The sequence below is a fragment of the Roseateles cavernae genome (genome assembly GCF_040187885.1).
In the GTDB taxonomy this organism is placed as follows: Bacteria; Pseudomonadota; Gammaproteobacteria; order Burkholderiales; family Burkholderiaceae_C; genus Roseateles_E; species Roseateles_E cavernae.
The window spans coordinates 24,354-44,170 of the sequence record NZ_JBDPLH010000010.1; the positions used below are offsets into that span (position 1 = coordinate 24,354).

Here is a 19,817-nt window from a genome sequence, read left to right on the forward strand (position 1 = left end):
AACATCCCGTGGTGCCGGACATCCACTGCTTGCCGCCTGTCGGGCCCCTAAATTGAAGCGGCGAAGTACCTGGCGGTGGACCATTTCTTTGACGTACATCAAGCAATCTTCGCGGCGGTGCGAGCACCGTCGCTTGGGTTGGATGCGGCCGTCAGGCAATCGCCAGTGTCTCAACTTCTCCATCCTCTTCTCAGACGCGTCAATGGCGCGTTGCATACCGGGCAATCATCATGCGAATCAATGAACCTGTCACACAGCGAGAATTTGAGTTCCCCGCCGATGCAACACTGATGTCGACCACCGACCCTCAGAGCCAAATCACCTACGCCAACGCAGCATTCGCTGCGGTGAGTGGCTTCACCAGCGAAGAGCTGCGGGGGCAGCCGCACAACTTGGTCCGCCACCCCGACATGCCAATAGAAGCGTTCGCCGACATGTGGCGCACGCTCAAGGCAGGCCTGCCTTGGACGGGATTGGTGAAGAACCGTCGCAAGTGTGGCGACCACTACTGGGTCAGGGCCAATGCTGCCCCGGTGGTTCGAGGCGGTCGCACCGTCGGCTACATATCGGTGCGAACCAAGCCTTCGCGGGACGAGGTCAATAGCGCGCAAGCGCTGTATGCGGATCTTCGCCAAGGGCGGGGTCGTGGGCGCGGGCTGCATCAGGGCGTACTCGTTCACGGCGGAGTCTGGGCATGGACCTCATGGCTGAAAACGATGCCGGTCCGCTGGCGGATTCGTGGCGTCATGATGGTCTTGTTGCCTGGGCTTGTTGGGGCGGCCGTCATGGTCGGCATGGCTGGCGAATCACTCGGTGGCTTCGCGGCGCTGAGCGCAGCATTGCTGTCACTGGGTTCGTGGCTGCTGGAGTGTCAGATCGCACGCCCGCTGGAACACGTGCAGCGCCAGGCATTGCGTGTGGCAACGGGCGAGAGCCAGGAGGTTGCCCCTCTCGATCGGGTCGATGAAATCGGCATGACCATGCGCACCATCAACCAACTCGGCCTCATGTTCCGCTGGCTCACCGACGACGTGAGCCAACAGGTGTTGACGGTGCAAAGCGCGGTCTCGGAGATTGCTCGAGGCAATATGGACCTTGGCTCGCGTACCGAGCAAGCTGCCGCCAGCGTGCAGCAGACGGCCTCCTCAATGGAGCAGATGACATCCAGTGTGACGAACAATGCTGAAACGGCAACACAGGTCAGCCGACTGTCCCGTTCGGCCAGCGACGCGGCCGAACGAGGTGGCCAGGTCGTGTCCGAGGTGGTAGCCATCATGCACGAGATCACCAAAGCTTCCAATCGTATTGCCGACATCATCGGCGTCATCGACGGCGTTGCGTTTCAAACGAACATACTTGCGCTCAATGCCGCCGTCGAAGCGGCCCGCGCCGGAGAACAAGGGCTCGGCTTCGCGGTAGTGGCTGGCGAGGTGCGGAACCTCGCCGGGCGATGCACGCAGGCCGCCAAGGAGATCAAAGTGCTGATCGGTGCCAGCACGGACAAGGTCGACGCCGGCTCAAGAATGGCCGACGAGGCTGGGGTCACGATGGAGCGCATCGTGGAACAGGTCAAACGCGTGTCCGATCTCATCGCCGAGATCAGCAAAGCAACGACCGAACAGTCGGCAGGCATCTCGCAGGTCGGCCAAGCCGTTAGCCACCTTGACGAGATCACCCAGCAAAATGCAGCGCTGGTCGAGCAGGGGGCGGCAGCCTCGCAAAGCCTGGAACAGCAGACGGCGCGTCTGGTAGAGGCCGTGAGCGTGTTTCGCCGCTGATCCGGCGGAGCGATGCAATGGCTGGCTCGCACCACGAGCCAGTTTATGCCCGGATTTTTCGCCAGCGAGCGTTTAGTTCCCTGCGCGTAGTTCGCTGCGTCACATCATCGGCCCACCGTGACTTTTCTGGCGAGTGCTGCGCAGCTTGCTGCCTCCCGCCACGAACGCCCGGATTTGCGGGAAGGCGGAGGGCATTTGTCATCGAGCTGCGACGGTAACCCGTCACAACGCGACCGATCGCAACTGGATCGGGCCGGCAGCCATTCTGCGGCGGGTCGATGACGAGCCATCGACGATCAGCGCACTGCGCCTTTTTTCTCTCCATGACTGGCGGACTATCACAGCCGACGGCGGCGAAGCAGCACTCACCATCGTCCGCGATGAGCCCGTTGATCGGATAGTTTCCGACATACTGCCGCTGCCGGCCGTTGCCAGGAATCGACTGGGCCTGCACGGCTCAAGTTGCGCACTTGCTCCCCGACACCGAGCGGGTACTGGACGATCTCTGCGAAGCACGGGCAGTGTGAGGCTTTGCCGTTGCGATGACCTGCGGCGCTGATCGCTGCCGAACGTCAATCTCCCAATGAGTTGCCTGAGATGTTCACGCCACAAAAATTCTTAATGCGAATTGTTCGTGTTACGATTTGTGCCTCAAGCTGCATGTCACGCTCATCGCTAAGACTCGCAGGAACTCACAGAGCTAGCCATAGCCAGCCCAGGACCGCTGAACAGCGCCGTCCTCTCCGGAATACGCCTTCTCGCGAAATGGCTGTGTTGAAAGCCCACGGACGGAAACACCGGCCAGCGCATTGATCGTTCGCCCTTGTGCGCCGCCGACAACGGCCTCCCGGAGGCAGGACGCACTCGGTCAAGCCCATCGCGCGCCATAGCTTCTGAACCATTGCCTTCGAGTCCATCCATGCTGCAAGCCACGCAACTGAGCAAACGATTCGGTGCCCATCAGGCGCTCGATACGCTGACACTGTCGATCGCACCCGGCGAGGTGTTCTGCCTGCTCGGCCCGAACGGGGCCGGCAAGACCACCACACTAAACCTGTTCCTGGGCTTCTTGAAGCCGACGCAAGGCGACGCCCGGGTGGATGGCCTGGATGTGGCCACCGATCCAGATGGCGCACGTGCGCGCCTGAGCTACCTGCCCGAGCAGGTGGCGCTGTATCCGCACCTGTCGGGCTTGGACAATCTTCGCTTCTTCGCCAGCGTATCCGGCGCCCGAACCGACACGCCAATGCTGCAGCAATGCCTGGCCGATGCCGGCCTGCAATGTGACGCGTTCGACCGCCGGGTGTCCGGCTACTCGAAGGGCATGCGGCAAAAGGTGGCGGTCGCACTGACGCTGCTGCGCGCCAGCAAGGCCTTGCTGCTCGACGAGCCCACCTCGGGTCTCGACCCGCAGGCCTCGCGCGAGTTTGCCGGCCTGATCGGTGGTCTGCGTGAGCGGGGCCTTGCCGTGCTGATGGCCACGCACGACCTGATTCACGCGAAGGACGTGGCCACACGCATCGGCATCATGAAGTCCGGCCGGCTGGTGGCCGAGTTCGCGTCCGACGAGGTCTCCCACCAGCAGCTGCAACAGGCCTATCTGGACCAGATCGGCGGTACTCCATGAGGCGCGCATTGGCGATCGCCGGCAAGGACCTGCGCGAAGCTACGGCTGACGGCCGTCTGTGGCTGGCATGGGCGCTGGCGGTCGGCGTACTGGCGGTGGCGGCGCTGCAAGGCTGGACTGCATTGTCACAGGACGAGTCGGAACGCAGTGCCATCTCGAGCCTGGTGCGCACGCAGTGGGAAACCCAGGGAGAGAAGAATCCGCACAGCGGCGCGCACTTCGGCCAGTACGTGTTCAAGCCCGCCAGCGCAAGCGCATTCATCGATGCAGGGGTCAATGCCGACGCGGGGCGTGCCATCTGGCTCGACCCGCACCGGCGCAACCTGTCGCGCCTCAAGGCGTCGGAAGACCAGTCAGCCGCCGAACGGCTCAGCCGTGGCGGCGTGGGCCTGGTGCTGCAATGGATACTGCCGCTCCTCGTGGTTCTGCTCAGCTTCGGTGCCGTGGCCGGTGAGCGCGAGGCCGGCACTTGGCGAATGCTGGCGAGTCTGGGCGTCACATCCGGCCGCTTGCTGGCCGGCAAGCTGGCCGGGCTTGGGCTGGTGCTGGCGCCGACCTGGGCCTTTTTCTCGGTCGTACTGGGGTTGGTTGCCTGGCTGGGCGGCCCCGGCAGCGCCGATACGCTCGGCCGCATCGCCGGCCTGACCCTGCTGTACACGCTGTACCTGGCCATCTTCGGACTGCTGGCGCTGGGCGTCTCGGCACGCTGCGCGTCGGCTTCGCGAGCCCTGGCGCTGCTGCTCGTGCTGTGGGGCATCAACGGTTTCGTCGCGCCGCGCCTGGGCGCGGCGGTGGCAAGCGCCGCCGTCGGCCTGCCGACATCGGAACAGTTCCACGCCGCCGTCCACCACGACATCCAGCGGGGCATGGGCCAGGATGGTGACGCCAGCACGCGCTACCAGCGCTTCCTGGCCGCCACGCTCGCCCGCTACGGCGTCAGCCGCGCCGAGGAACTACCGGTCGGACTGCGCGGCCTGCGGCTGATCGAGAACGACGCCTATTCGAGCCGTGTGCACGACAAGCACTTCCGGGATCTGGAAAGCCGGCTCAGCGCGCAGGCCGAGTGGCAGCTCTGGGGCGCGCTGTTGGCCCCGCTGATGCCGGTTCGTGCCCTGTCGCAGGCGCTGGCGGGCACCGACCTTCATCATCACATGCACTTCGCCGCCGCCGCAGAGACCTATCGGCGCGGTTTCGTCGATGCCACCAGCGAACGCATCGCCCAACGCAACACCGGCACCGGCAACGCCGCCACGGCCGACAACGAGTTCTGGGCATCGCTGGCCCCGTTCGCCTACCGGCCACCGACCTGGACCTGGGGGCTGGCTCAGCAGTGGCGCGCACTGGCACTGCTTGCGCTGTGGCTCCTGGCAGCAGCCTGGTTTGCAGTCAGCGGCTTCCGCCGCTTCACCACGGAGGTTTGAATGAACGGCATCTTCCGGGCCGCCTATTTCAAGGCGGAATGGCTGCGCTTCAGCCGCGACCGCGCCAATCTGCTGGTGCTCGGTATCCTCACCCTGCTTTGCCTGATCGCGACAGCCAACGGTTGGCACGGTGCACAACAGCGCCGCCAAGTGCAGCAGCAGGCCACGGCCAGCGCCCTCGAACGACTGGCACGCATGCAGCACGAGGTCGCCTCCATCGCGCCCGACCGCCCCTTGATCGCGCAGGGCATCGACCCCGCCAGCCCGGCCAAGCTGGCCAATGGCGACGCCACATTCCGCGTTGGGTTGCCGCCTGCCGCTGGCGCCGCGCTGGCACTCGGAACGGCGGCGCTGCTGCCCCAGTCCATCGAGGTCAGCACGCGCACGCGCCACACCCAGGCCGCGAACCAGAACATCGTGAATCCGGCGCTGGCAAGCAGCGGCAGCTTCGACCTGGCCTTCGTGGTCGTCGTGCTGATGCCGCTGGCGGCGATTGCTCTGGCATGGCGGCTGCAAGCCCATGACCGCGAACTCGGCACCTGGCGGCTGATCAGTGCGGTGCCGGGCGCCGCGCGCGGCCTGTTCGCAGCAGCCTTGCTGCTGCGCCTGGCCCTGCTGTGCTTCGCGCCGCTGCTGGGCGGCGCGCTGGCAGTGTTCGGATTCGCCGGATTTGGCAGCGCCGCCTGGCTGAGCTGGGGCAGCTATGCGCTGATCGTGCTGCTCTACGCGCTGCTATGGCTGGTGCTGGCCGGCCTGCTGAACCTGACTCCGGCTCGTTCGCAGACACTGGCGCTGAGCCTGGTCGGCCTGTGGCTGGTGGCGGTCTTTGGTGTTCCGGCGGGTATCGCGGCCGGAGCCGGACCGCTGCCGTCGCGGCTCGCCACCATTGTCGAGTTGCGGGCACTGGACGCTGTCAGCCGCGTGGACGGCGAGGCGCTTGAGGAGGGCTACCGGGCCAGCCACCCCGAGGCGATGCCAGGCGAGTCGATGCCGCAGAAGGGCGATCACCGCATCCGGCTGTTCTCGACACAACTCGCCTTCGACATGAAGGCAGCCCCGATCGTCGCCAAGGTGGATGCGGCGGTCGCGCAAGAGAACGAGCGCGTCGAACGGCTGAGCTGGCTTTCGCCGGCCCTGGCCGCGCAAGTGGCGCTGGAGCAGCTCGCCGGCAACGACCTCCACCGCCACCAGCGCTTCATGGCCCAGGTAGATGCCTACCAGGCGTGCTGGCGCGACTACTTCCGACCGCTGGTGCTGTCGATGCGCAATATGCGCGCGACCGACTACGACGGCATCCCGCGCTTTCAATTCACCGGGCCGCCGGTGCTCATGCCGGTCAGCGGCCTGCCGCAAACCGCGGCGGCCGTTGCGGCATGGCTGCTGATCGCCGCCGCAGCGGTCGCCCTCGCTCGAAGGCGAGCCATCAATTCACAACCCTCCCATCTCATCTGATCTGCACATGTCCCCCATCGCCAACCACCCCTTCCGCCCCACCCTGCTTGCAACCGCGCTGGCGCTCTCATGCAACAGCCTCCTGGCGCAGACGGCCGCGCCGCCCCCGAATGCCGCCAGCCCGGCAGCCGTGGCGGGAGAGCCCGACCGCGGCGACGACAAGGCCGCCAGCCTGCCCAGGGTCAGCGTCAAGGCCAACGCCCTGCGCGGCGTCACGCCGGGCACCATCACCTCGACGACCAAGGGTGAGGCCCAGGCGCTCACCACGCCACAGTCGATCAGCGTCGTCACCCGGGAGTTGATGGAGTCCCGCCAGGACAAGACCCTGGTCGATGCCGTGGCCGGCGTGGCCGGCGTGGTGTCCGGCGAACGCGGCAACCGGGGTTTCGACGACATCGGGATCCGCGGCCAGGTGTTCGGGCAGGAGAAGTACATCGACGGCCTGAGCACGATGCGCCAAGGCTACGTGCCGGCCGAGGAGATCTTCGGCGCCGAGCGAGTCGAGGTACTCAAGGGCCCGGCATCGCTGCTGTACGGCAACGTGCGCCCTGGCGGCATGGTCAATGTCGTCAGCAAACGCCCCAGGCGCGAAGCATTCGGCGCGCTCGGGCTCACGATCGGTAGCTACGGCTTCAAGCAAATCACGGCAGACCTCGGCCGCCCCCTGTCGGACGACGGGCGTTCCGCCTTCCGCGTAGCGGCCCTCGCCAACGACAGCGACGACGTCGTGGACCATGTCTACTTCAAGAACAACTACGTTGCACCCTCGTTCCGCTTCGCGTTGACCGACCGCACCGAACTGACCCTGCTCACGAGCCACCAGGACCGGGAATGGTTGCGCCTGCAGGGGCTCCCACCCAAGGGCACGGTGCTGCCCAACATCAACGGCCCCGTGTCACGCAGCTTCTACGCCGGCGAACCCGGGTTCGGCCACAACGAGTTCTCCCGTACGCGGGTGGGCTACGAACTGCAGCACCGCTTCGGCGAGGGCTGGACGCTGCAGCAGAACTTCCGGTGGGACGACTACGTCCTCAAGCAACGCGCATCGGCCTTCCTCGGCGCCCTGGCGGCCAACCAGCGCACCCAGTCGCGCACCGGCAGCATTCAAGACGACGACTATCGCACCGTGGCGCTGGACAGCTATGTCAACGGCAAGGTCGAAACAGCCATCGGCACGCACGACCTGACCTTGGGGCTGGACCTGAACGACAAGCACGGCCGTTTGTCGTCGCAGGCCTGTACGGCAGCCAATATGGGGACGATCGATCTGTTCGCGCCCGTCTATGGCCGATCGATCAGTTGTACCGGTGCACTCGCGGACAGCACCCAGGACATCCGATCCGCCGGCCTGTATGCACGCGACCGGCTCAGCCTGAGCCGAAGCCTGCACCTGAGCGCCGGCCTGCGCCATGATCGGGTGACGGCGCGCACCTTCAACAACCGCACGTCGGCCGTCAGCAGCCAATCCAGGGACAGCGCCTCCACCGGCATGCTCGGACTGAGCTGGGAGGTGGCCACTGGCATCGCACCGTACGCGAGCTGGGCGAACTCCTTCGTGCCGATCAGCGGCACGGATTTCGGCGGGAAAGCCTTCAAGCCCGAAACCGGCCGGCAGCTCGAGGCCGGGATCAAGTTCGAGCGCGATGGCGGCCGGCAGGTGGCCAGCATCGCCGTCTACGACCTCAGGCGCCAGAACGTCACAACCAATGACCCCGTCAACAGCGGCTTCAGCGTCCAACAGGGGGAACATCACAGCCAGGGCCTGGAGCTCGAGGCCGCAGCCGAGCTGCGCAACGGCCTGAGCCTGACCGCGGCATACGCTTACACCGATGCCGTGGTATCCAAGAGCAACGCCAGCCGCGTCATCAATGGCGCCACCCGCTACGAGCAGGGCGCCACGGTCATCAACGTGCCTCGGCACAGCGCCAACGTCTGGGCCGTGTACCGATTGTCATCCGGTCCGCTGGCCGGATTCGGTGTCGGCTTCGGGCTGAGGCATGTCAGCGAGCGCACCGGCTACGCTTACGACTTCGCCATCCCCGGCTACACGGTCTTCGATGCCGCGCTGCAGTATCAAGGAACCGGCTGGCGCGCGGCGCTGAATGTGCGCAATCTGGCGGACAAGTCGATCTACGGCGGCGCTCTCAACAATGACGTCGTGACCCTGGGCGAAGTGCGCCAGGTGAGGCTCAACGTCGTGTACGAGTTCTGACCCCGATGAGCGCGGTTCTCGACAGGCCTGCGTCCATGACAGCGACGGCGGTACAGCGGGCGCACCGCCGCAGCGTGCTATTCATGCGCTGGCTGCGCAAGATTCACCTGTGGGTGGGGCTGTGGGGTGCCGCGCTGGGCCTGCTGTTCGGCGCCACAGGCATCCTGCTGAACCATCGCGCTGTGCTCAAGATACCGATCGAAAAAACAATTCAGCGCAGCGCCCAGTTGACCCTGCCCGCCGATGCGGAACAGCGATTCGGGAGCATCGACGACATGAGGGCCTGGCTGCAGGCCGAGCTGAAATTCGAGGGCGTGCAGGTGCGCAGCAAGATGGAGCCGGCGCGCAAACTGATGTGGGCCGACCGCGAGGTCCAGCAGCCGGCGCGCTGGACCTTCAATCTCAGCAGTCCCCATCGAGGCGTCAGCGCCGAATACTTCGTCGGCAATCGTTTCGTCAAGGTCGACACGCAGGACGCCACGCCGATAGGCGCGCTGACACGCCTGCACATGGCGACGGGAGCGAACGTGTTCTGGGTGCTGTTGTCGGACACCATCGCCGGCGGCCTGATCGTGTTGTCCCTCACCGGGTTGCTGCTGTGGTCGCGGCTTCACAAGCTGCGCCTGCTCGCCGTGGCGACAAGCCTGGCCGGCCTCGTGGGCGCCGCCAGCTTCTTGTTGAGCGCGGCATGAGTGCGGCAGCCCTGGCAAACCACCTACCGGGCGCATGGGTGAGGTTTTGCCGCCGCTGCCTGCGAGCAACAACGTTGCAAGATCAAGATGCAGTGCGTCCACCTCGCTGACGTACACGCACAGATTCGTCAACATGATTTGCCTGGCCGAGGGTCTTGACCGTTTCGCCGGCCACCACCACCCGGTCGCGACCAGCGTGCTTGGCGCGGTACAGCGCCGCGTCGGCCGCATCGATCAGCGCGGGTGCGGTCTCACCATGCTGCGGGTAGATGGACAGGCCCAGCGAGGCACTGATGCCGCCCAGCGCACGGCCGCCATGCTCGAGTTGCAGTGCGCGCACCGCAGCGATCAACTGCTCGGCGCGCTGGTGAGCCTGCTCGGCGTCGATGTCGCACAGCAGCACGACGAATTCCTCGCCGCCGAAGCGGCACACCACATCGCTGCCGCGCACCTGGGCCTCCAGCGCACGAGCCACCGCGCACAGCACCAGATCGCCGGCATCATGGCCATGGCGGTCGTTGAACTGCTTGAAATGATCGACATCGACCAGAGCCAGCGCATGGGCAGCGCCCTTGCGCCGGGCCCGGGCCAGCTCGCGGCGCAAGGCTTCGTCGAGAAAGCGGCGGTTGTAGAGCCCGGTCAGGGGATCGCGGATCGACTGCAGGCGTAGCGTCTCGCGCAGCCGGATGTTGGCCAGTGCCAGGCCGGTCTGCTCGGCCAGAGCCACGGCCAGGCGCTGGCGCATATCGGACTGCTCGGCCTCGACCGGCGGCTCGCGGTGCAGAATGGTCAGCAGACCAAAGGTGTCGCCCTGGGCGATCAGCGGCAAGCAGGCGCTGCCCAGCAAGCCGCCGCCCAGATGCAAATGCGGGCAGGCCAGCGGCTGAATCTCGCCATTCAGATGGTGAGGCCGGCCGCGGCGCAGTGCCCAGCAGTCATGGCTGCCGAAGCTGGCCTCGGCCTCGTCGAGCGGGCCCCAGCCCATCTGCTCCTCCAGCAGCTCGCCGCCCGGCACCGGCAGATAGAGTGCGCCGCTGCTGGACGGGAACAGCCGCGGGCCATAGCGGCGCAGGCAGTCGTAGGCTTCCTGCGGTGTCGCGCATGCCTGCAGGAAACTGGACAGCTCGCTGAGCAAGCTGACCTCGCGATAGGTCTGGCCGACCATCTCCAGGCTGCGCTCCAACTTCTCGTTGGCCGCGCGCAAGGCCGCCTCGGCCGCCTTGCGCGCGGTGATGTCATGTGAGACCCAGAGCGTGCCCTTGGACGGGTCGCGCGGGTCCATGGCCTTGCTGTGGCTGCTGACCTCGATCAGGCGACCGTCCTTGCAGCGCAGCTGGGTCTCACCGATCCAGACCTCACCGCGGTTCAGGGGTTCATAGGCCTCGCGGCCCAGCGACTCATAGGCTTCCTCCGAGGCAAACATCAATCGCGTCGAATGCCCGGTCAGTTCGCCCGGCGCATAGCCCAACATCTGTTCGATGCCGCGATTGCAGCGCATCGTGTGGCGGTCACGCACCAGCATGATGCCGGCATTGGTGTTGTCGAAGATCGCCTGCAGCTCGAACAGCGCCTGCTGCAGCGCCCGGTCGGCTTCCTGGCGGTCGCTGATGTCCTCGGTGATGAAAATCGTGCCCTTGCTGGCATCGCTGGAGTCGATCGCCTTGGCCAGCATGCGGCACCAGAACAGTGAGCCATCGCGCCGCCGCATCTGCAGCTCCACATCCAGCCGCTGCCCACCCCCAAGCACCGGGACCGCCCGCCGGCTCAGGGCCTCGAAGGCAGCCTCGTCCGGATAGACCAGCCGGGTCGGCCGGCCGACCAGCTCCTGGGCCGGCCAACCGAACATCTCCCCGAAGCGCTCATTGCAATGCAAGAAAGTCTGCTCGCGCGTGAAGGTGATGCCCAGCGAGGCGTTGTCGAGGATGGCCTTGTACTCAAGCAGCAGTTGCTGGCGCAGTGCCTCGGCCTCATGGCGCTCCGTGTTCTCGATGCCAACCCAGATCGTGCCCTTGCTGAGGTCATGCGGGTCGATCGCTTTGCCATGGCTGTTGACCCAGATCGTCGAGCCATTCTTGCGCATCACCACGGTATCGCATGAATAGCCCTGGCCCGAGGCGATGCAGGACTGGGCGACTCGGCCGAAGTCCTGCCATTCCTGATCCGAGTTGAAGTAGACCCGGGTCGACAAGCCGTTCAGCTCGCCCGGCTCATAGCCCAGCAATTCCTCCATGCGGCGGTTGCTGCGCCGGATGATGCGGTCCTTGTCGACCAGCAGGACGGCCACGGTGGCATTGTCGAAGATGGCCCGCTGCTCCATCAGCGCCCGCTCCAGTTCGGCGGTGCGTTGCTCCACCAAGGCCTCGAGCCGGGACTGATAGCGTTGTAGCTGGTCCTGCTTGCGCTGGCACTCGATCGCGATGCCGGCCAGCTGGGTCGCGACGGCCAGCAGCTCCAGCTCGGCGCTGCCGGGCGAGCGCACCGCCTTGTAGTACATCGCGAACGATCCCAGCACCCGGCGGTCGGTCGCAACAATGGGCGTAGACCAGCAAGCGCGGAAGCCCTCGCCCTCGATCAGGGCCTTGTAAGGCGCCCAGCGCGGGTCGCTACCGATGTCGGTGACCACCACGGTCTGGCTCAGCGCCATCGCACTGCCGCAGGAGCCCACCTCGGGGCCGATCGGATAGCCGTCCAGCGCCTGCAGATAGGCCGGGGGCAGGTGCGGCCCGACGCCGGGCCGCACATGGATGCCGTCCTCGTCCAGCAGCAGCACCGAGCAGTAAAGCCCGTCGGACTGGGCCTCAATCAGCAGGGCCAGGCGCTGCAGGGTCTCGGTCAGCGGCGCGCCGCGGGCGATCAGCTCCAGCAGCTGCCCCTGCCCGGCATAGAACGACATTGGCGCCAGCGACATGCCTCACCTCCCTCGACGCGACTTTGGTAATCGCTCATATTAGGCGGGGTGCCCTCAGGCGGCAATCACGCTAACCACAACCCTAGCTCTACAGCCTAAACACCGCCACGGCTTCCACCATGCTCGCGGCCTGTTGCTTCAGGCTCTCAGCGGCTGCGGCGGACTGCTCCACCAGGGCCGCGTTCTGCTGGGTGCTGCGGTCCATCTGGCCGACGGCATCACCGACCTGACTGACCCCACTGCTCTGCTCACGACTGGCGGCGCTGATTTCGGCCACGATATCGTTCACGCGCTTGATGGCCCCCACGATCTCGGTCATGGTCTGGCCGGCCTCGTCCACGAGGATGCTGCCCTTCTCGACCCGTTCCACGCTGCTGGCGATCAGGGACTTGATTTCGCGGGCCGCCTCGGCGCTGCGCTGGGCCAGGCTGCGCACCTCGCCGGCCACCACGGCAAAGCCGCGGCCTTGCTCCCCGGCCCGGGCCGCCTCCACGGCCGCGTTCAGCGCCAGGATGTTGGTCTGGAAGGCGATGCCATCGATCATGGCGGTGATGTCGGCGATGCGCTTGGATGCATCGTGAATGTCCCCCATGGTGTGCACTACCTGGCCCACCACCTCGCCGCCGCGGGTGGCCACCAGCGAGGCATTGCGGGCCAGTTGGTTGGCCTGCTGGGCATTGTCTGCTGTGTGGCGCACCGTGGCCCCGAGTTCGTCCATGGTTGCCGCCGTCTGCTGCAAGGCCGCAGCCTGCTGTTCGGTGCGTGAGGACAGATCCTGGTTGCCCCGAGCAATCTGCTCGCTGGAGCTGGCCACGCTCTCGGCATTGCTGCGCACATGGCCGACCACGCGGGTCAGGGCGCCCTGCATGTCCTGCAGGGCCGCCAGCAGAGGCGACAGCTCGTCACGATGTGTGTCCTGCAGGCGGGTGCCGAGGTCGCCGTCACGCACCTGCTCGGCCACTTGCCGGGCCAGGGCAACCCGGCGACGCAGGCCACCGGCCAGCCGCCACGAGGTGGTCACCAGAACCACGGCAATCAGCACCACCAGGACCTCCAGCAGGCGCAAGGTGTCTCCTACCTGATCGGCCACGGCCTCGATATCCTGGGCCAGGGCCGTCTTCTGGTAGTGAAGTGTGTCTTCCAGCACCTTCAACAGCGCGTTGCGCGCCGGGATGGTCCGGTCTACCAGGTAAGCAAAAGCCTCGTCCTTGCGGCCCTCGCGGATCAGCGCGAGATTGGCTTCGCCCTCTCGCCAGAACTCGGCCACCACAGGCGGCACAGCAGCGTAGCGCTGTTTGCCGGAGATGGTGAACAGGCCCTTCTCGTAGCTCTGCTGCAAGGTGTCCAGAGTCTGCCGCAGCTTGCCGATGTCCTGCAGCGTCGCATCCAGCTCGGCCGCGTTGCGTGTCAGCATGGCGTGACGCAATTGCAGCGAGACGCGGGTCACCGTCAGTTCCATGGCCGCAATCTGATCCAACTGAGGGATGCGATCCTTCTCGGTATGGCGGGCCGCAGCGACTGCGGCATTAAGTTTCACATCGGCAATCAGCGCCATCGCCGCCAGGGCCAGGGTGACCAGGGCCGTCATCAGATACAGGCGGGCTGCGATGCTCAGTCTTCTTAGCTGGGGCATAGGTCTCTCCACATGGTCAAACACTGCAATCAGTTTCAGCACTTCGTAGGGCCGGGTGCTCGATGACTTGAATGTAAGCGCTCGATATCAATTGGCGCAATTGATTATTTTGATACAAATGCACTCGACGCAAATTACGTCACGCTCCGTACTGTCCAGTGGCCAGCAATGAAATTGCTACGCCGTGGGCAGACATGCGCATCGTAAGAACACGGCACTTCAGGCCCGGCGCCGTCCGCCATTTGGCCGCGCCAGGCGCGCGTCGAAGCAGAGCAGACCGACGCCAGGATGTGTGCCATGACGGTGCTCAGCCCGAACGGTCTTTGCGCCACATAGAGTCGGTGCAATTTCTCACGAATGGAACCGGGTTCCGATCACCTGCAGTCCAGGTTCTCAGCATTAGTATGTGGACATGGATCAAGACCGCACTTCATTTGTGCGAGTGGCGACGCAGGCCGATCGATGGGGTGGGATTGGCACACAAAAAGAATGAAGAGACGAACACCTTGAAGAAGAAGATTCCCACCACCGAGTTGAGACTCGGCATGTACGTTCTCAAGCTGGGCGGATCCTGGTTCAGGCACCCGTTTCTGCGCGGGAGCTTTCTTCTAGATGATGAAAATGATCTGAATGCCATACGGGAGTGCGGCATCAAGGAGGTGTGGATCGACCCGGAGCAAGGCCAGTTCTCCAGCAAACCCGTCCCCGCTGAACCGAGCCTGAAACCAGAGGCCAACGAGTCCCCACCGGCGCTCCCGGCTCTTGCGGATCCGCCCGCGCCCACCGCTGAGGCCAAGCCACTTCAGGTTCGGGTATCAATGTCGCAAGAGGTGGAACGTGCCAAACGCATCTGTCTTTCGGCCAAGACACAGGTCAAGGACATGCTGCAGGCCGCGCGGCTCGGCAAGGCGATCGATGCCGCCACGTCACAACTGCTGGTGAACGAGATTGCAGCATCGGTGGAGCGCCAACCTGTCGCCCTGCTCAGCGTAGCTCGGTTGAAGACCCATGACGACTACACCTACATGCACTCGGTGGCCGTCTGTGCACTCATGGTCGCGATGGCGCGCCAGCTCGGGTTCAATGACGTGCGGACACGGCAGGCAGGATTGGGCGGATTGATGCACGATCTGGGCAAGGCCGCGATGCCGTTGGCCGTTCTCAACAAGCCGGGCAGGCTCACCGACGCGGAGTTCGACATCATGCGCAGCCATCCGATTGCCGGCGCCAACATGCTGCGCAGCGCCGGCGCGGACTCCATGATCATCGACATTGCGCTGCACCACCATGAGAAGGTGGACGGAACGGGCTATCCACACCGACTTGCCGGAGATGCGATTTCCGAGCTCGCCCGCATGGGAGCCATCTGCGACGTCTATGACGCGGTAACGTCCCAGCGCGCCTACAAGGATGCGTGGAACCCGGCAGCGGCGATGCAGCAGATGGCAAAGTGGGAAGGCCATTTCGACAAACGCTTGTTCGGAGCCTTCGTGAAGTCGGTCGGCATCTATCCCGTCGGCTCGCTCGTCCGGCTGGCATCCCAGCGCTTGGCGGTGGTCATTGAGCCAGGAGGCGTCGAGTCCTTGCTCACACCGAAGGTCCGGGTGTTTTTCTCGCTACGATCCAAGGAACAGATCCCGGTGCAGACCCTCGACTTGGCTGCGTCTGGCAGCAAGGACACCATCGTCGGACCCGAGGATCCATCCAAATGGGGCTTCCGCGGCCTGGATGAGCTCTGGATGAAGTGAAGGTAAAGCCGGCTTGGCTGGGTTTCCGGCCAAAACTTGCAGTTCGCTACAGAGTGCGCTACAAACGCATCACTTTGACTACATGAACGCAAAATGAGACTTTCACTTGAGACGCTTCTCCATCGCCTGGTTGGACGCGGCAATCAGATCGCCCTGCAGACACCGGCTCGGACCGACGAACGCACGCCGACGTCGATACGACTGAAGCCGGTAACCAAGCATTTCCTTGAAGCGCAAGCGGCTGCGCTGAATACATCAGTTCAAGGACTGATCGACCTCATCCTGGACGGCGTCGTGGAAGCCACGACGGATGATCCGACGGCTCGACTACGCTCCATCCGCGAGCGCTTCTTCATGCTAATGCAGGCGCATGGATTGGATCTTCCGGCGGCTGTTGAGCTCATGTCCTCTCACGGGTTCACGCTGTCGGCATTGAATGATGCAGACCGGCTGCTCGACCTCATGACGCCTCTCGCACTCGAACATCTAGCCGAGACATTCCACGTGCGTAGCGATTGGCTGCGCGGCGCAACCGACCGAGCCGTGAGTGCAGATAGCAACGTACGTTGGTACAAAGACGTTCCAGGCATGGCCCGTCAGCTGATTGCCCATGCGCAGGCGGGCCGTCGGCCGGAGTTGATGTTCATCCGACGCCAACGCGCCGATTTCGAGCGTGCGTTCGAAGACAACGACACCGGCAAGACACCCAAGGAGCCGATTGGCGTCGTGTTGCGGCTGTATCGCACAACGCCCACCGGTACGGCCTACACAAGCTACCAACTATGGGAGTTCGAGCGGTGGAACTATTGGCGCTGTCGCGAACAGATCAAGATGCTGATCGCCTTCTGCGAGCAGTTGCGTGTTTCGGTCGTCGGCCACGAACTCAAGGGAGAAGACATCGACCAGTTGCTTTCCGGCAGACAGCTGCCGGTCACCCTGCTTGACCGACTCGGCTCCGTTTCTTGGCATCCAGACGACTACGCCAGCTTCGCGTTCGAAGTTCGCCATGAATCCATCGAATGGTCTAGCGTGGCCAAGACTTACCGCGACTCAGCTCTTCCTGCTATGGCCGTCGAGGCAGGCGCCGCTCCATTGCCTGACAGAGCTTGGCGAGCAGGCCCTCCAACTACAACCGCAAACTGAATCGCCCCGGGGCGATTCAGAATTGCATTTGCGGATCTTTGCGGAACGGACTGCGAAGCCCAGTTCGTATCAATCGGCGATGGCTGCGCTTGAGCGCATACGACGAGAAAAGTCTTCTAAAACACAGAATTAAAGAAATGCGGGAGAAGGCTCGCTTACAGTGGTAACGAACGACCGGAATTTAAGCTGTGAACTGAAATTGACCAAATTGCGGTAGCGTCCCATGTCGCTGCGCTCCTATTGGACGCAGCGATGTTCGGTTGAACCCGTCATCGTCGCGGTCAAGACACTCGGCCGCACCATGGCCCCGCTGGAGTGCTGTCGCGGGACCACGCCCAGCCAGGCCGCGAACTGACGGCCGTTGTCGAAGTTCTTCGCATCACCAATGCTGGCGACCAGAGCGGTCGCGGTCAGGGGACCAATGCCCGGCACCTTCTCCAGACGCTGGCTCGCATCGCTGTCGCGGTGCCAAGCCTTGATCTGAGCCTCGATCTCGTTGACCTGCTGCTGCAGCACCTTGAGGTGATCAAGCAACCGCTGGATGATCAAACGGAAGGAACCGGGCAACTCGTTCTCGGCGTCTTCGATGACCGCCTCGCAGATCGCCTCTGCATCTGCGGCATCGTTCTTGTTGCTCTTGACATACGGCTTGACGAACTGCGGGGCCATCAGCCTGCCGTCTACAGGTGGGGTCGGCCATCCCAGTATTGCTTACTGCGAGGCTCCAAGGCCTTCAGGCTCAACAGGCCCAGTGCGTGCGTAGTGCGCGACGCACGGTGGCGCGTTAATGAATGCCTGGAGATGTTTGTAGCCCCCTTGCACCTCAATCACAGGTCTTCTAAGCTACCTTCGCCGGCCGCGCTGGAGAAACGCTGCAGTACGCAAGGCCGAGGCGCTGATCGAGCGCGAATCGGCCATCATGCTGCCGAACGAGGCAGGGCAATTTCGTAGCCGTTCCGGCCTTTAGTTTTCACGACATAGAGCGCTCCATCAGCTTCGGCGAGGAGGGCTTCGGCGGTGCATTCGGCCCTCCGATCAAAGCTGACCCCGATGCTGACGGTCACCTGAATGGACTGTTGCTCGCTCACAGCAATCGGCTCGCCCATCAACCCGACGATTTTGCGCGCGACCAAAGTCAGGGTTTCGTCGGACGCAAGATCCTCCAGGACCACCACAAACTCGTCCCCGGCGAACCGGACCACCGTGTCGTGCCGCCGAACGCAGGCTTGAAGACGTTTGGCGACCTCCATCAGGATGGCATCGCCGACGGCGTGCCCATACTGGTCGTTGACCCCTTTGAAGCGATCCACATCCGCGAACAGAATGCCGATACCTCGCTCATTGCGTCTGGCCCGAGACAGCATTTCGGGGATCCGGTCGCTGAAGTAGCGCCGGTTGTACAGGCCGGTCAGGCTGTCCGTATGCGCCATGGCCGCCAGCTTCTCCTCCGTTCGTTTGAGTTCGGTGACATCCACGCTGACGGCGTAGATGCCGTCAACCTGGCCCGTCTCGTCCACGTCGGGTACATAGTTGTTCTTGAAGACTCTGGTGCCGTTCGCAATCTCGCGCTCCGATACGAACTCGACGAGTTCGCCGCCTAGCGCCTTGTCCAGGTATTGCACCCTGCTGGCGTAAAGCTCCTCCCCCCATATCTCGCGCACGTGCTTGCCCTCCGCCCGCACCCAGTCCGACCCCAACCAGCGCACGCAAGTCCCATTCGCAAAGGTAAGGACAAGGTTCTTGTCGAAGTGAGCCAGCAGGATAGGCACCGTTTCGGTCAGCCCCCGCAGCAAGCGCTCGTTTGCCGCGATGATCTCGTTGCTGGCGGCGAGCGCCGCCTTCTGGCGATATGCAGCCGTCACATCCCGCAGATTGACCGCCACGCCATCGCCGACCGGCACGATGTGGCGGGTCACACGGATGCTACCGTCCTGCGCCGTGCCGAGTTCGAACTCGCTCACCTGCGACTTGTGGTTCGTGACGACACGGCAGAACGCTGAGATCCAAGGGCTGGCACCCCGCGCACCAAGTACCTCGGTCAGCGTGCGGTCCAGCATGTTCAGACCATTGCGTTCCAACCAGCGGACACCTCGCTGATTGGCATGTTGGCAGACGAAGTCCGTCAGTTCACCTGCCTCTCCCCGACACGCCTCGAAAATGAAGAAGGCATCGAGCTGCGCGTTCGAAGCAGCAGCAAAGAGTTCGCTGGATCGCGCGGCCGCCCTGCAGCTGACATCCAGTTGCCTCGCGGTCAGGAGCACGGGAATGAATGCGATGAGAAGCAGCACCGAGGCAAGACCAAACGCCATCAGCACCGCAGTGCGCCGGGCATAGAACGGCGACAGGGCCTCGTTCCGATCCAGTGCTGCAGTCACGATCAAGCCAGTCAGCCGATTGGTCTTGAAGGCGACGTAGCGCGGCACGCCGTCTATCGCACTTTCCGTCTCATAAGCGCCACTGTCCTTCAGCAACGCATGCCGGGCAAGCTTCGAGCCCTGTACCGACCTGCCGAAGTCGAAGACATCCCCCTTGCGCCAAGCCCGGGCCACCCAGTCCCGTCCGGTGACCCCCAGCACTCCGCTACGGCCCAGATGGTCTTCGGCGAAGAAGCTGGTGAAGTCCTTGGGATCGATCGCCGCGACGGCAACGCCCGCAAACCGGCCGACCGAATCGCGCCGCGCACTGCTCACATGGACCCGCCACTCCTTGCTGTAACGACCGATGATGGGGGCGCCCACGTAGAGGCCCTGGGTCGGGTTGTCGCGATGAGCCTGGAAATAGGGCCTGTCCGTCACCGCACTGCTGCCTTCCCCGCTTGCAAGTTGGGCGCTACTCGCGATCAACTCCCCGGTGGCATCGGTGACGTAGAGGCTGCGAACACCGGCATCAACAAAAGCCCCCTTGGGAGCCAGCAGCTCCAGTTCGCGCTGAAGCTCCGCCGGAGACTTGTGTTCTGCAAGCAGCGTAAGCATCAACTTGACCTGGGCCAGATGCCGATCCACGAAAGCCTCGTAGACCTCTGCCGCACCGGAAACGCGATGCATGGCTTCCTGCTGCGTGCGTTTGTGGTCCTGATGGATCAGATAGGCACCCAGAGCCCACACGGCGGCCATCAGTACCGTGCACATCAACACCAAGCCTCGTGTGAGCCGGCGTCCGGAACACGGGGTTATCGCCATGGGGACCTCATTCTTGTTCTCTAT

At 64.2% G+C, this 19,817-nt stretch carries 11 protein-coding genes and 1 pseudogene; 8 read left to right on the forward strand and 4 right to left on the reverse strand.

Features of this window, described 5'->3' with window-relative positions:
* Positions 1-230: 230 nt before the first annotated feature.
* From ABGI63_RS21140 to ABGI63_RS21165, 6 genes are all read left to right on the forward strand, one after another.
* A complete protein-coding gene (locus tag ABGI63_RS21140) occupies positions 231-1,778 on the forward strand; it encodes a methyl-accepting chemotaxis protein (RefSeq protein ID WP_349744453.1) in 1,548 nt (515 codons plus the stop codon).
* Between the two features lie 919 nt (positions 1,779-2,697).
* A complete protein-coding gene (locus tag ABGI63_RS21145) occupies positions 2,698-3,405 on the forward strand; it encodes an ABC transporter ATP-binding protein (RefSeq protein WP_349744455.1) in 708 nt (235 codons plus the stop codon).
* On the forward strand, positions 3,402-4,826 hold the full coding sequence (locus ABGI63_RS21150) for a DUF3526 domain-containing protein (RefSeq protein WP_349744456.1): 1,425 nt from the start codon (positions 3,402-3,404) through the stop codon (positions 4,824-4,826). The genes ABGI63_RS21145 and ABGI63_RS21150 overlap by 4 nt, the downstream gene beginning before the upstream one ends.
* The gene (locus ABGI63_RS21155) at positions 4,827-6,278 is read left to right on the forward strand and encodes a DUF3526 domain-containing protein (protein WP_349744457.1); all 1,452 of its coding nucleotides are present in this window, start codon (positions 4,827-4,829) and stop codon (positions 6,276-6,278) included.
* A gap of 7 nt (positions 6,279-6,285) precedes the next feature.
* A complete protein-coding gene (locus ABGI63_RS21160) occupies positions 6,286-8,490 on the forward strand; it encodes a TonB-dependent siderophore receptor (protein ID WP_349744458.1) in 2,205 nt (734 codons plus the stop codon).
* Between the two features lie 5 nt (positions 8,491-8,495).
* Complete coding sequence (locus ABGI63_RS21165; RefSeq protein ID WP_349744459.1) at positions 8,496-9,182, forward strand: PepSY-associated TM helix domain-containing protein; 687 nt, start codon at positions 8,496-8,498, stop codon at positions 9,180-9,182.
* Positions 9,183-9,264: 82 nt separating this feature from the next.
* Here the strand turns inward: ABGI63_RS21165 and ABGI63_RS21170 are convergent, their stop codons facing one another.
* Together ABGI63_RS21170 and ABGI63_RS21175 are read right to left on the reverse strand one after the other, a co-directional pair.
* Positions 9,265-12,090: a diguanylate cyclase gene (locus tag ABGI63_RS21170; protein ID WP_349744460.1), complete on the reverse strand. Its 2,826-nt coding sequence runs from the start codon at positions 12,088-12,090 to the stop codon at positions 9,265-9,267.
* A gap of 88 nt (positions 12,091-12,178) precedes the next feature.
* The gene (locus tag ABGI63_RS21175; protein ID WP_349744461.1) at positions 12,179-13,723 is read right to left on the reverse strand and encodes a methyl-accepting chemotaxis protein; all 1,545 of its coding nucleotides are present in this window, start codon (positions 13,721-13,723) and stop codon (positions 12,179-12,181) included.
* A gap of 506 nt (positions 13,724-14,229) precedes the next feature.
* On the opposite strand from ABGI63_RS21175, the gene ABGI63_RS21180 reads away from it, so the two are divergent.
* Together ABGI63_RS21180 and ABGI63_RS21185 are read left to right on the forward strand one after the other, a co-directional pair.
* The gene (locus ABGI63_RS21180) at positions 14,230-15,471 is read left to right on the forward strand and encodes a cyclic di-GMP phosphodiesterase (protein ID WP_349744462.1); all 1,242 of its coding nucleotides are present in this window, start codon (positions 14,230-14,232) and stop codon (positions 15,469-15,471) included.
* 93 nt (positions 15,472-15,564) lie between these two features.
* The gene (locus ABGI63_RS21185) at positions 15,565-16,614 is read left to right on the forward strand and encodes a hypothetical protein (protein WP_349744463.1); all 1,050 of its coding nucleotides are present in this window, start codon (positions 15,565-15,567) and stop codon (positions 16,612-16,614) included.
* Positions 16,615-16,920: 306 nt separating this feature from the next.
* Here the strand turns inward: ABGI63_RS21185 and ABGI63_RS21190 are convergent.
* Positions 16,921-17,289: pseudogene (locus ABGI63_RS21190) on the reverse strand (transposase); the annotation flags it as partial.
* Between the two features lie 242 nt (positions 17,290-17,531).
* Positions 17,532-19,793, reverse strand: a complete 2,262-nt coding sequence (locus tag ABGI63_RS21195; RefSeq protein ID WP_349744464.1) for a bifunctional diguanylate cyclase/phosphodiesterase — start codon at positions 19,791-19,793, stop codon at positions 17,532-17,534.
* Between the last annotated feature and the right edge of the window lie 24 nt (positions 19,794-19,817).

Bases quoted from the DNA above. Each gene is read 5' to 3' on its own strand.
- ABGI63_RS21160 (WP_349744458.1), top strand. From the start codon at position 6,286: ATGTCCCCCATCGCCAACCACCCCTTCCGCCCCACCCTGCTTGCAACC.
- ABGI63_RS21150 (WP_349744456.1), top strand. From the start codon at position 3,402: ATGAGGCGCGCATTGGCGATCGCCGGCAAGGACCTGCGCGAAGCTACG.
- ABGI63_RS21155 (WP_349744457.1), top strand. From the start codon at position 4,827: ATGAACGGCATCTTCCGGGCCGCCTATTTCAAGGCGGAATGGCTGCGC.
- ABGI63_RS21145 (WP_349744455.1), top strand. From the start codon at position 2,698: ATGCTGCAAGCCACGCAACTGAGCAAACGATTCGGTGCCCATCAGGCG.
- ABGI63_RS21195 (WP_349744464.1), bottom strand. From the start codon at position 19,793: ATGGCGATAACCCCGTGTTCCGGACGCCGGCTCACACGAGGCTTGGTG.
- ABGI63_RS21165 (WP_349744459.1), top strand. From the start codon at position 8,496: ATGAGCGCGGTTCTCGACAGGCCTGCGTCCATGACAGCGACGGCGGTA.
- ABGI63_RS21140 (WP_349744453.1), top strand. From the start codon at position 231: ATGCGAATCAATGAACCTGTCACACAGCGAGAATTTGAGTTCCCCGCC.
- ABGI63_RS21185 (WP_349744463.1), top strand. From the start codon at position 15,565: ATGAGACTTTCACTTGAGACGCTTCTCCATCGCCTGGTTGGACGCGGC.
- ABGI63_RS21170 (WP_349744460.1), bottom strand. From the start codon at position 12,090: ATGTCGCTGGCGCCAATGTCGTTCTATGCCGGGCAGGGGCAGCTGCTG.
- ABGI63_RS21175 (WP_349744461.1), bottom strand. From the start codon at position 13,723: ATGCCCCAGCTAAGAAGACTGAGCATCGCAGCCCGCCTGTATCTGATG.